General features: G+C 65.9%; 11 protein-coding genes. 4 read left to right on the top strand and 7 right to left on the bottom strand.

Annotated elements, in window-relative coordinates:
* Positions 1-11 precede the first annotated feature (11 nt).
* The 7 genes from OIK44_RS03740 to OIK44_RS03710 form a co-directional block, all read right to left on the bottom strand.
* Entirely contained in the window at positions 12-1,382 is a 1,371-nt protein-coding gene (locus tag OIK44_RS03740; RefSeq protein WP_273669335.1) for a tetratricopeptide repeat protein, read from the bottom strand.
* A 261-nt stretch (positions 1,383-1,643) separates the two neighbouring features.
* Positions 1,644-2,420, bottom strand: a complete 777-nt coding sequence (locus OIK44_RS03735; protein WP_273669334.1) for a metal ABC transporter permease — start codon at positions 2,418-2,420, stop codon at positions 1,644-1,646.
* Positions 2,417-3,337, bottom strand: a complete 921-nt coding sequence (locus tag OIK44_RS03730) for a metal ABC transporter substrate-binding protein (protein ID WP_273669333.1) — start codon at positions 3,335-3,337, stop codon at positions 2,417-2,419. The genes OIK44_RS03735 and OIK44_RS03730 overlap by 4 nt, the downstream gene beginning before the upstream one ends.
* An 8-nt stretch (positions 3,338-3,345) precedes the next feature.
* Entirely contained in the window at positions 3,346-4,731 is a 1,386-nt protein-coding gene (locus OIK44_RS03725; RefSeq protein ID WP_273669332.1) for a porin family protein, read from the bottom strand.
* An 82-nt stretch (positions 4,732-4,813) separates the two neighbouring features.
* Positions 4,814-5,155 (bottom strand): hypothetical protein, encoded by a 342-nt coding sequence (locus tag OIK44_RS03720; RefSeq protein WP_273669331.1) that lies wholly within the window; start codon positions 5,153-5,155, stop codon positions 4,814-4,816.
* Positions 5,156-5,263: 108 nt separating this feature from the next.
* The gene (locus OIK44_RS03715) at positions 5,264-5,899 is read right to left on the bottom strand and encodes a 3'-5' exonuclease (RefSeq protein ID WP_273669330.1); all 636 of its coding nucleotides are present in this window, start codon (positions 5,897-5,899) and stop codon (positions 5,264-5,266) included.
* Positions 5,900-5,931: 32 nt separating this feature from the next.
* Positions 5,932-7,182 (bottom strand): Hsp70 family protein, encoded by a 1,251-nt coding sequence (locus OIK44_RS03710; protein WP_273669329.1) that lies wholly within the window; start codon positions 7,180-7,182, stop codon positions 5,932-5,934.
* A 214-nt stretch (positions 7,183-7,396) separates the two neighbouring features.
* Between OIK44_RS03710 and OIK44_RS03705 the strand changes: the two genes are divergently transcribed.
* The 4 genes from OIK44_RS03705 (at position 7,397) to OIK44_RS03690 (ending at position 12,223) form a co-directional block, all read left to right on the top strand.
* Positions 7,397-9,400 (top strand): Ig-like domain-containing protein, encoded by a 2,004-nt coding sequence (locus tag OIK44_RS03705; RefSeq protein WP_273669328.1) that lies wholly within the window; start codon positions 7,397-7,399, stop codon positions 9,398-9,400.
* A 114-nt stretch (positions 9,401-9,514) separates the two neighbouring features.
* Positions 9,515-10,798 carry an extracellular catalytic domain type 1 short-chain-length polyhydroxyalkanoate depolymerase gene (locus OIK44_RS03700; protein ID WP_273669327.1) on the top strand — a complete coding sequence of 428 codons (1,284 nt, stop codon included), beginning with the start codon at positions 9,515-9,517 and terminating at the stop codon, positions 10,796-10,798.
* A 62-nt stretch (positions 10,799-10,860) separates the two neighbouring features.
* The gene (locus OIK44_RS03695; RefSeq protein ID WP_273669326.1) at positions 10,861-11,775 is read left to right on the top strand and encodes a C1 family peptidase; all 915 of its coding nucleotides are present in this window, start codon (positions 10,861-10,863) and stop codon (positions 11,773-11,775) included.
* A 43-nt stretch (positions 11,776-11,818) separates the two neighbouring features.
* A complete protein-coding gene (locus OIK44_RS03690; protein WP_273669325.1) occupies positions 11,819-12,223 on the top strand; it encodes a protease inhibitor I42 family protein in 405 nt (134 codons plus the stop codon).
* Positions 12,224-12,282: the final 59 nt, after the last annotated feature.

Here is a 12,282-nt window from a genome sequence, read left to right as displayed (position 1 = left end):
CTTCCGGCCCTTCAGCCGCGGTGCGTTTGGCGCCATTGCCGCGTCAACTCCAGCGCCGCCGCCACTTCGCCCGAGGTCATTTTGTCGACGAGGGTGTTTTTGCTGCCGCCGGCCGTTTCGTCGCCGGCCTCGGCCGCCAGCGCAATCCACATATAGGCCCGCACCACGTCTTTCACCACGCCGCGGCCGCTGTTGTACATGCCGCCGAGGTTGTACTGGGCCAGCGCGTGTCCCTGTTCGGCGGCCCGGCCGTACCAGCGCACGGCCAGCGCGTCGTCCTGCAACACGCCCTGGCCATTCGCGTACATCACGCCCAGATTGTTTTGCGCGCTGGCGTCGCCCTGGTCGGCCGCCGTCCGATACCAGTGCACGGCGCGCACGTCGTCCTTGTCGACGCCATGCCCGTTGGCATAAATGACCCCCAGGTTGAACTGGGCGTTCGGCGCGCCCTGCTCGGCCGCCTTGCGATACCAGATCAGCGCCTGCTGCAGGTCGCGCTCGACGCCGCGGCCGGCCGCGTACATGCCGCCCAGATTGTATTGCGCCAGCATGTGTCCGTGCGTGGCGGCGCGGCTGTACCACAGGAAAGCCTTGCCTTCGTTTTTCTCGACGCCCTGCCCCCTGGCCAGCATGACGCCGAGATTGAACTGGGCATCGGCGTCGCCCTGCTCGGCGGCGCGCGACAGCCAGGCATAGGCGCGCAACTGGTCCGGCGCCACCCCGCGCCCCTCGGCGTAGGCGACGCCGACCTGCCGCTGGGCGATGGCGGCGCCCTGGGCCGCCGCCTGGCGGAACCAGGCCAGCGCCTGTTCGTCGCTCTGCACCACGCCCTGGCCATGCTTGTAGACCAGGCCCATGTTGAGCTGGGCCGTGGCGTCGCCCTGCAGCGCGGCCTTGCGGAACCAGGCCAGCGCGAGGGCGTCGTTTTGCTTCGCGCCCAGCCCGCGCGCATACGCCTCACCGAGCATGGACTGGGCGCTGGCGACGCCCTGCTCGGAGGCGCGGTAGAACCAGGCCAGCGCCAGCGCGTCGCTTTGCGGCACGCCGCGCCCTTTCTTGTACATCTGCCCGAGGTTTTGCTGGGCCGACGCGTCGCCCTGCAAGGCGGCGCGGCGGAACCAGTACACGGCCTCCTTGTCGCTCTGCGCCGCGCCGCGGCCGTTGTAGTACATCGCGCCTAGATGGTTCTGGGCGAAGGCGAGCCCTTGCAAGGCCGCCAGCCGCAGCCAGATGAAGGCCCGCTCGTCGTCGCGGCCAACGCCCTCGCCCTTCTTGTACATCAGACCAAGGTTGAACTGTGCATAGGCGTTGCCTTGTTCCGCCGCCGTGCGAAACCAGACGTAAGCCTGATAGTTGTCCTTGGAGGTCTGTCGATTATTCATGCTCGTCCCCAGCACTCAAATCAGGTTAGAACCGGACCAAAGCCGGGCCTTCACCGGCACTGGCCGGCGAATCAAAGGAAAGGCGAATTGTTGTTCAAAGTATAAAACTTGGTTCGCCGGGAGCGTTTGATGCGACTCAATGTTGATAGTAAAATGACATCAGATTGTTGAGCCCGTCTTACCGCGGCGGACAAAACAACAAGGGCGCAACGCGGGGGGATTCCGGTTGCGCCCTTGCACGATTGCGGCCGTGGCGGCCGCTTAGTGGGCTTGCCGCTGCGCCTGCGGCTTCGGCCCGGCCGCATACACCAGGATGGCCAACGCCGTCAGGCACCAGACGATCAGTGCGCCGGAAGGCAGGTCGAGCAAAGTCGACAGCACCAAGCCGGCCAGATAGCCGCCGGCGCCCACCGCATACGCCAAAGGCAGGCGCTTGCCGTCCGCATAATGGCGCACCGCCAGGCTGGGCACGATCAGGCTGGTGAACACGAGGTAGACGCCAACCAGTTGCACCGAGGCCGTCACGGCCAGCGCGAAGATCAGGTAAAAGCCTAGCCGGCTGAGCCGTTCATTGAAGAAATACAGCACGGCGCCGATCAACACGGTGCCCAGCAGCGGCGCCAGCAACTGCTGGTAGCGCACCCACAATATCTGGCCGGCGAGCAAATCCTGCAAATGCTCGCCGCCGTGCGGGTTGTGCGCCACCAGCAGCAGGCCGCCGGTGGCGGCCAGGATGAACATCACGCCGATCTGCGCCTCCTGCACGTCGGGCCAGCGCTTTTCCGTCCAGGTCAGCAGCAAGGCGCCCAGCAAGGCGGCGATGCCGGCCGCCACCTGCACGGCCCAGCCCTGCGGGTCGAGGTCGCCGGAACCGGCGACGATGACGCCCAGCGCGGCGATCTGGGCGATCGCCAGGTCGATGAAGACGATGCCCCGCTTGAGCACTTGCGCGCCCAGCGGGATATGCGTGGCCAGCACCAGCAGGCCGGCCAGGAAGGCCGGCAGGATGATCGTCAGATCGAGCGTGCCCAGCGTCATTTCGCCGCGTCCAGCAAGCGTTGCACGGTGCTGTCGAAGAGCGCGAACAAGTCCTTGCTCTTGTCGTCGGCGCCGACGCTGAACGGCAGCACCACGGCGGGAATGTGGGCGCGCTCGGCCAGCCACTGCGAGGCGCGGCCATCCTGGTAGGCGGCGCGCAGCACCATCTTCGCCGGCTGGCGCTGCAACTGCGCCAGCAGCGCCGACAGGTGCGCCGCGCTCGGCTCGACGCCCGGCTTCGGCTCCAGCGTGCCGACCTGGCGCAGGCCCAGCCAGCCCATCAGGTACTCCATGTTTTTATGGTGTTCGACGACGGCCACGGACTTCAGCGGCGCCGCCTGCTTTTCCCATTTCAGCATGGCCGCGTTCCAGCGCGCCGAGAAATCCTTCAGGCGCGCCTGGTACTCGGCCGCGTTGGCCGGGTCGAGCTCGGCCAGGCGCTTGGCCAGCGCCGGCGCCACCAGCGCGATATTGTGCGGGTTTTGCTGGATGTGCGGATTGCCGGCAGCGTGCACGTCGCCCTCGCTGCGGTCGACCTTGCCCGGCACGTCGAGCCGCGGCACCAGGGCGCCGGCCTCGAAATTGCCCGGCTGGCCAGCGGCGATCTTGCCGTTGCCCGACTGCTGCAACAACACCGGCAACCAGCCCACCTCCAGCTCCAGGCCGGTGCAGACGAGCAGGTCGGCGTTGCGCGTGCGCGCGATCAGGCTGGGGCGGGCCTCGATGCGGTGCGGGTCTTGCAGCGCATTGGTGGCGCTCGACGCCTTGATCTTGTCGCCGCCCAATTCCTTGGCCAGCGCCTCCCACTCCGGCTCGCAGGCGAGCACATTGACGGCCGCCTGCGCGGACAGGGACGCCAGCGCCGCGGCGCCGGCCAGCGCCGCGGCCAGCAGCTTCTTGTTGAATATCGATTGCATGCGGGCTCCTAGAAAGCGTGGGCAGCGTGGGTGCCCAGGCTCATGATGTACTGAAGGAAAATCTGATTGTCGACGACGCCGGGACGCGACTTGTCGCGCGCCAGTTGCAGGCGCAGGCGCGAAAATTCGGACGGGCTGTAGTCGAACATCACGCTGCTGCGCGACGGCGAGTAGGCTTCCAGGATGGGCGCGCTGGCCAGCGTCAGGTCGCCGCCCAGCTCGCGGCTGCCGGACGCCAGGCGGTCGTAGCGCAGGCCGGCGCGCCAGCTCGGCATGAACTGGTAGACACCCTGCAGATACCAGCCGGACTGGCTGCTGCGGTAGGCGCCAACGCCCGCGTCGGCGATGTCCAGGCTGCCGTTCTCCTTGCGGCGGAAGTATTCGCCCTGCAGCTTGAAGTTGGTCTTCGTCGCATTGCCGTTCGGTGCCCATTTATAGATGGCGTCGGCAATCCACATGCTCGACTTGCCGTGGAAGGCCAGCGGATTGTCCGCGCCGCTGGCATCCTCGGCGCCGGTGCGCAGATAGGACAGGCCGGCGCGGTAGCTGGACGAAGCGCCGATATCGTCGCCGATGTGGGCGAACACGGACTTGGCGCCGGCGCCGTTTTTATTGCGTTCCTTGCCGGGGAAGGAGGCGCCGCTGGACACTTCCATGCCGAGCTCGATAAATTTGTCGGTCGGCGCCAGCCACTTCGCCTGCACGCCGTCCGCCTTGTACTGGCCGCCGAAGAAGGCCTGGTAAGACAGCGGCGCGTCGACGAAGTCCCAGGTGTGGGCGTGCTGGCCGTTCAAATAGCCTACCGACGACAGGAAGCGGCCGGCGCGCAGATTCAGGCCGTTCGACAAGCCGCGGGTCTGGATGAAGGCTTCCTCGACGCCGACCGTGTCCTCGCCGCTCAGCGCAAACGTCAGCTGGCCGGAGAAGCGCGGGTCGATATTCGCCGCCAGCGTCAGCTCCGACTCGCCCAGGCTGAAACCGCGCTTGCCGGGGCCGACTTCGCCGCCGCTCGGCCGGAAGCCTTGCAGGCGGTACTGTTGCGGGTCTTCCGACAAGCGCGCCATGGTGCCGCCGAGGATCAGCGAAATGTTCGGATTGAAGAGATTGCTGGCGGCCGGCGCCGCCGCTGCCGCCGGCGCGGCGACGGCTTGTTGCGCAAGCGCCTGGGCCGGCGCGGCGGGAGCGGCCTGGGCGCTGGCCACCGCCGTGGCGGCCGTCGCTTCGGCCTGCTTCACGCGCTGCTCCAGCGCCTGCAGGCGCGCCTCGTAGGCATCCTTCATCAGGCGAATCTGCTCGCGGATCGCGGTCAACTCTTTGTCGCTGGCCGAGGCGGCGACGACAGGCGTGGAGAATGAGGCGGCCAGCGCGGCCGCAAGTATGCTGCGTTTAAACATGGGTAAATCCTGTCGAAATAGAATAGATATGACTAGCCCGCGCACGCAAACGGCGCGCACCAGGCGATGGAATAGCTAACGATCAGGACAGGACGGGTGGCGCGCGCGACAAGAAGACGCAGACGGTGCGCAGGCAGGCGGCCGGCGTGGGCCGCGTAATGGTTTGCGGCGCGGCGGCGTGGGTGGCGGGGAAGGAATAGCAAGGCGTGCCGAGCGCCGAGCCGATCTGGGCGAACGCCAGGCACTGGGCGCAGCTTTGGTCGGGCGCCAGCGACTTGCCGGGGCGGCGCTGTTCCTGCTGCTCGCCCGGCTCGGCGCCGCGCGACTCCGACCAGTGCGACATGCCGTGCGCGATCCCCATCTGCTGGGATAGCACCAGCAGAAGCGACAGCAAAGCGAAGGCAAGGGAGCGCGAAAATCTCACGGCGGCGTCAATGATCGGGTTTACATCAATGCCAGCATTGTAATGCGATCGGTAAAATTGCGCCGGATATTTATGCGCTGTCGTTGAGGCAAAGCCAAACCGGCGCCCTTAGCGGCGCGCGGCCAGGGCCTGCTTTTGCAGGTACTGCGGCACCTTGGCCGCGCTCAGGCCGTTCAGCGACACCAGCAGCGCCGGGTCGACGCCGCCCAGGCCGTAGGCGTCGCCGAGGTGGCGGCCGATGTGGATCAGCACCTGCGCCGCCACTTCCGCATCCGATTCGGCCCTGTGCGCCGCGCTCTTGAAGGCGATGCCGAGCTGGCCGGACAACTGGCCCAGCTTGTAGCTGGCCAGGCCGGGAAAGACGCGCCGCGACAGTTTCAGCGAGCACACCAGCCCCTGGTGCGCCGGCACCAGCCCCAGGCGGGCGCTTTCGGCGCGCAGGAATTTTTCGTCGAAGCTGGCGTTGTGGGCCGCCAGCGTGTCCGCGCCGATGAAGTCGAGCAGGCGCGGCAGCACCTCGGCCACGGGCGGCGCGCCGTCCACCATCGCCTGCGTGATGCCGGTCAGGCCCGTGATGAAGGAGGGAATCCTGGCCTGGCAGTTAATCAGCGACACATAGCGCTCCACCACTTGCCCGCCGACGATGCGCAGCGCCGCCACCTCGGTGACGCGCTCGCCCATGTCGGGCGACAGGCCGGTTGTTTCAAAGTCGATCATGACGATCGGTTTGTCAAACACACTCATGGGTTTCCTCTTTCGCGGTGGGTGGCGGATGCTTAGCCGAATTTGCGGACGGCGTCCAGCGCCAGGCCGGCGCCGATGCTGCCGAACAAGTCGCCCTCGACGCGGCGCGCCGACGGCACCAGCGCGCCTATCTGCTCGCGCAACAAGCGCACGCCGCTCGATCCGCCCGTGAAGAAGACGGTGTCGACGGCGCCCGGCGTCACGCCGGCGTCGCGCAGCAGGTTCAGCACGGTCTGCTCGACCGAGCTGCACAGGTGGCCGATGGCCTCGTTGAACTGGCCGCGCTGCAAGATCAGGCTGTGCGCCGGCGACAGGCGCTCCAGCTCCAGTTGCACCTCGGCCGCCTCCGACAGGGCGATCTTGCCCTCCTCCACCTTCATCGCCAGCCAGTGGCCGGCGCGCTGGTCGATCAGCTTTTGCAGGCGGCCCATCTTGTCCTGCTCGCGGGCGTCGCGGCACACATCGGCCAGTTGCACCCAGATCTTCTTGGTGTAAGCCAGATTGATCGTGTGCCAGGTGGCCAGGTTGAAGTAATAGCTCGACGGCACTTCGCTGTTGTTGTTCAGGCGGCTGCCGTAACCGAGCAGCGGCATCACCGACGACAGGCTCAGGTATTTATCGAAATCGGTGCCGCCGATGTGCACGCCGCCGGTGGCGAGGATGTCGTCGCGCCGCTCGGCCTTCCCGGCCCGCTCGGGCGCCAGGCGCACCAGCGAAAAGTCCGAGGTGCCGCCGCCGATGTCGGCGATCAGCACCAATTCCTCGCGCGCGATCTGCGACTCGTAGTCGAAGGCGGCGGCGATGGGCTCGAACTGGAAGGCGACGTCCTTGAAGCCGACGGCGCGGGCCACCTCGGCCAGCGTGTCCTCGGCCAACTGGTCGGCGGCCGCGCTGTCGTCGATGAAGAAGACGGGGCGGCCGAACACGGCCGAGGTGAACTCGCGGCCGGCCGACTGCTCGGCGCGGCGCTTCAGCTCGCCGATGAATTGCGACAGCAGCAGGCGGAAAGGCAGCGCGCGGCCGCCCACCTCGGTCTGGCCGTCGATCAGGCTGGTGCCCAGCAAACTCTTGAGCGAGCGCATCAAGCGCCCCTCGTAACCGGCCAGATAGCCGGCCAGGGCGGCACGTCCGAAGCTGACCTCTTCGTCCTCGGCGTTGAAGAATACGACGGACGGCAAGGTCGTCTTGCCATCTTCGAGGGCCAGCATGGTTGCCTGGCCCGGCCGTACCCAGCCCACTGTGGAATTTGACGTGCCAAAATCGACGCCGCAAGCATTGGCCATGTCGACCCTTCACGTAATAAAGGGGCGTGATGTTACCAGAAGTTTGCGCAAGCCGGGGACAGACCACGATTTTCAAGAAATATTTCTTGGAAATCGTGGTCTGTCCCCGGCTTGAAGCTTGCTCCCGATCAAAATCCTGCCCGGCGCCCGCCTATACCCTTTGGAAATTGCCTGAGCGCCAATGCGGGCGCGCCATTTCAACCGGGGGATGCCCTTGAACCTCACTTCAGCGACGACGGCACGGGCCGCGGCGGCCGTGCTGGCGCTGGCGCTGGCGCTGTGCGCCTGCGGCGGCGGCTCCGCCGAGCAGCAGAGCAGCTCTTGCTCCCTGACCAGCACGGCCGGTTGCGGCGGCAACCCGACCACCCCGACGACGCCGACGACGCCGAGCGATCCGGCCGCGCAGGCGGCCTCGCTGAGTCTGCTCTTCAGCAGCGCCGAATTGCCCTCGGCCGGCGGCGAGGTGACCGTGACGGCCGTGGTGAAGAACGGCGCCAGCGCCGCCCTGCCCGGCGCCGCCATCGCCTTCAGCGCCGACTCCGGCATCCTCACCGGCGCCGAGGCCGTCACGGACAAGAACGGCCAGGCCAAGGTGCTGCTCGGCACGGGCGGCTCGAATATGAACCGGCGCATCAGCGTGCTGGCCAAGGTTGGCGCCAAAAGCGCCAGCGGCGCCGTCGAGGTGGTCGGCACCAGCCTCGCCATCAGCGGCCCGGCCGTGCTCAGCCTGGGCGCCAGCGCCGACCTGACGGTGACGCTGCGCGACTCGGCCAAGCGGCCCATCGCCGGCGCGCCGCTGACCCTGAGCGCGAAAAACGGCAATGCGCTGACGGTCAAGGGCGGCGGGCCGGCCAGCAGCGACGCCCAGGGGCGCATCCTGCTCAGCCTGCTGGGCAGCCGCCTGGGGCCGGAGGCGGTGTCGGTGACGGCGCTGGGCACCGGCGCGGCCATGGCCGTCAGCGTCGAAAGCACCGAGCTGCGCATCAGCCCCGCCGTCGGCGTCGGCCCCGGCGGCGCCGAGGTGCTGGCCGAAGTGGCCACCGGCGCCTGCCAAGCCGTCGACGTGCACTATGAAAAGCTGGGCGTGGGCCAGTCCGGCCAGCTCAACCTGAGCACCTCGCGCGGCCGGCTGTATGCGGACAGCGCCTGCCTGCAGCCGCTGGCCGGCGCCGTCGCCGTCGTCAACGGCAACGCGCCGCGCAACTACCTGTCTTCCGTCAACTCCGGCGTGGCCACGCTGAACGCCAGCATCAGCGGCGGCCCGAGCGCGCAGACGCGCGTCGAGTTCGTCGCGCCGCTGACGCCGACGGCCACCGTCACGCTGCAGGCCGAGCCGGCCGTCATCGGCAGCAACAGCGGCGCCGCCACGACCGAGCGCAGCGTACTGACGGCCGTGGTACGCGACGGCACCGCCGCCAACAACCTGATCAAGGGCGCCACCGTCGTCTACACCATCGTGGCCGACCCCAGCGGCGGTTATCTGGCGCAACCGTCCAGCGACGTCACCGGCAGCGACGGCGCGGCGCGCGCCAGCTATGTGGCCGGCCCGGCCGACAGCGGCAAGGACGGCGCCGTGATCGAGGCGCACATCCAGGGCGCGGGCAACCCCGGCGCCAGCGCGCGGGTGCTGCTGAGCGTGGCCAGGAAGGCGCTGTCGATCCAGTTCGGCACCGGCAACAGCGTGATCGAATACTCGCCCTCGCTGCTGCAGCAGGAGTTCGCCGTGCTCGTCTCCGACAGCGCCGGCAACGGCGTGGCCGACGTCGGCGTCAGCGCCGCGGTCTGGCCGACGCGCTACCGCAAGGGTTATTTTGAGTGGCTGCCGGACAGCGCCAACAGCCCCGACACGGGCAGTTGGGTGATCGCCTGGCCCAATTACATCTGCGCCAACGAGGACTTGGTGCGCAAGGGCATCTATGACGGCGCCTACGATGTGAACGGCAACGGCGTGCTCGACCCTGGCATACCGATCACCGTCAGCGGCAGCGGCAAGACCGACGCGCTGGGCCTGGCACGGATCGCCTTGAACTACCCGCGCGACCGCGGCCAATGGGTGCAAGTCGAACTGACGGTGCGCGGCAGCGTGGCCGGCACGGAAGCGCTGGCCCGCTCGACGCTGTGGCTGCCTGCGCTGGCGAAGGACTTCAGCAACCGCCACGTGACGCCGCCCGGCCAGCAGAGCCCGTATGGCCAGGGGCCTTGCGGCAGCCCGCTCTGATCTCCGCCAAACGTCAACGATTTAAGCTATTTTTTAAGCAGGAACCTCCGCTGCTGGGCTCATGTCCAACTTATCGCATCGGCTCAACTGAGCCGTTCTTTAAGGAGGTGTGGAATGAGTCCGATACGAACCTTGCGCGGGATACTGCTGAATCTGCGGCGGCATTTGCTGCCGATGCTGTTTCTGGCCGTGTTACCGCTGCTATACTGGGAGCTGGCCCATGCGGCCGACGTCCCCTACCACGGCGCCCCCAGCGATGCGGCGATCCGTCGCGCGCACGCAAAAGGACTCGATTTCATTTCCGATCAATGGTGCCTTTTTTATCCACAGATCGCGTCCTGCCCAGGCTCCCCCTTCACTCTACCTGCTGACATTCGTCGTGACGCCCCCCCGGGGATGGTGGCCATTCAAAGCAATTTTTGCGTACTGATTCCCTCGCTGCCCATCTGTCCAAAGGTGGTCGATCCGTCGCTCACTGAAGTGAAGAACTTCGGAACGAATCCCGGCGCGCTGAAAATGTTCAAATACGTGCCACAGAACTTGGGAGCCTCGCGCCCCCTGGTCGTCGCTTTGCACGGCTGCACCCAAAGCGCCTCGGCCTACAACGACGAGACAGGGTGGATTCAGCTTGCCGACAAGTTTCACTTCGCCCTGCTACTGCCGCAGGAAACCGTGCATCAGAATAACTGTTTCAGATGGTTCGAGCCCAATCACAGCGAACGCGGCAAAGGCGAGGCGCTGTCCATCCGCCAGATGATCGAGAAGATGACAGACGATCTGAATATCGATGCGCGGCGCGTGTATGTCTCGGGACTGTCGGCCGGGGGGGCCATGACAGCCGTGATGCTGGCGACCTATCCCGAAGTGTTTGCCGGTGGGGGCATCGTCGCGGGCATACCGTTTCGTTGCGCGAGCAATCAAAATGAGGCGCTGCCCTGCGGCGTAAAGTTATCGCTCTCGCCCGGAAAAATGGCGACGGAGAAGAAGAACATGTCGCCGAAGCAATGGGGCGACTTGGTGCGGCACGCCTCGAACTTCACTGGCCCCTACCCGCCCGTCTCCATTTGGCATGGGAGTGCCGATGATGTGGTTGACCCGCAAGATGAAATCGAACTCATGGAGCAATGGACCGATCTGCTGGGCACGGGACAGACGCCGGCAAAGGAGGAAGTATTGCAAGGTAATAATGCCCGGCTAATTCACCATCAAATATTTTCCAATAGCAGCGGCCATCCCATGGTCGAGACCTTTCTGATCGATAACATGAAACACGCCGTACCCGTCAATCCGGGAGGAAGCGACGCCCAGTGCGGCAAAGAAGTGCAGCCCTACGTGATCAACGCGGGCATCTGCTCCAGCCTTGCCATTGCCAACTTTCTTGGCATCGACAAGCAGTAACAAGCAAGGGCGCATCGCGCCTAGACAAGATCCGAAACATCTCTGACACGAAAGGAACAATTATGCCGACTACCGCATTCGCCATGGGATGGCTGCGCGACCAGCCCGACTTCCGCGACTACACGATAAACAACGATAAGATCACGCCGCAAATGCAGATGCTCGGGCAGGCATCCGTGAAAAGCGATCTGAAAAAAATGGGCGTGCTGCAAGCCAGTACGGCGGCACTGCCCGTCAACACCGACTTGCGCGAATTTTTCCCGGATGTCTACGACCAGGAGCATCTCGGCTCCTGCACCGCGCAAGCCGGCGTGGGCCTCGTCGAATATTTCCAGAACCGCGCCTTCGGCACGCACGCGAGCGCCTCCCGCCTGTTTCTCTACAAAGTCACGCGCGAACTGCTGGGCCTGAAGGGCGACACCGGCGCGTATCTGCGCACCACGATGGCCGCATTGACATTGTTCGGCTGTCCGCCGGAGCAATACTGGGCCTATACCGACCACAAGCCCGAATTCGATACCGAGCCGAACGGCTTTTGCTACGCGTACGCGCAGAATTATCAGGCGATCAGCTATTATCGCCTCGACACGCCAGAGATCTCTCCGGATGAACTCTTGAACACGATCAAGAAGTGGCTGGTCGCCGGCCTACCCTCGATGTTCGGTTTCAGCGTCTACAGCTCCTACACCCAGGCCGGCGAAACCGGCGAAATCCCCCTCCCCGTGCACGGCGAGCGCATTGTTGGCGGGCACGCCGTCATTGCCGTCGGCTATGACGACACCAAGTACATCAAGAACAACGCGCCGGGGGCGAAGGAAACCGTGGGGGCTTTCTTGATCCGTAACTCTTGGGGAAAAGATTGGGGCATCGACGGCTATGGCTGGCTGCCGTACGACTATGTGTTGCAGGCCCTGGCCGTCGATTGGTGGACGCTGACCAAGAGCGAATGGGTCAACTCGCAGCAATTCGGCCTCTAATACGGCGTTTGATACGGCCGACGGAGAAATGGGGGACGCGAGTATGTCGATACCGTATCCGCTGGCGCTGGCGCTGCTCGTCTGCGCCTGCGCCGCCGCCAAGCCGCCGGGGAAATCAGTCACGCTGCTCACCGAGGCCGACGCCGGCCGCACAGTCGAACTGTGCGTCGGCGACACCCTGACTATCTCCCTTCCCGGCAATCTGGGCACCGGCTACGAATGGCAGGTCGGCGTCGTCGACAAGACCATTCTCCGGTCCCGCGGCCAGGCGGAATTTACACCGTCCGGCAGCGCGCCCGGCAGCGGCGGCAACCTTGTCCTGCATTTCGAGGCGATCGGCCAGGGCCGGATGGGCCTCACGCTGCACTACCGGCGGCCATTTGCGAAAACAACTACACCGGCCCGGCGGTTTGACGTGACGCTCCTGGTCGGCACGCCGGCGGCATGACAAATAGATGTATTATTTTTGCCATGTCCGAGCCGGTTTCTTTTGCTTTAAAGTAAGTT

The organism is Janthinobacterium fluminis (genome assembly GCF_028595325.1).
Taxonomy (GTDB): domain Bacteria; phylum Pseudomonadota; class Gammaproteobacteria; order Burkholderiales; family Burkholderiaceae_D; genus Janthinobacterium; species Janthinobacterium fluminis.
The sequence above is the reverse complement of the archived record's forward strand: the minus strand, read 5'-3'. Positions and strand labels throughout refer to the sequence as shown.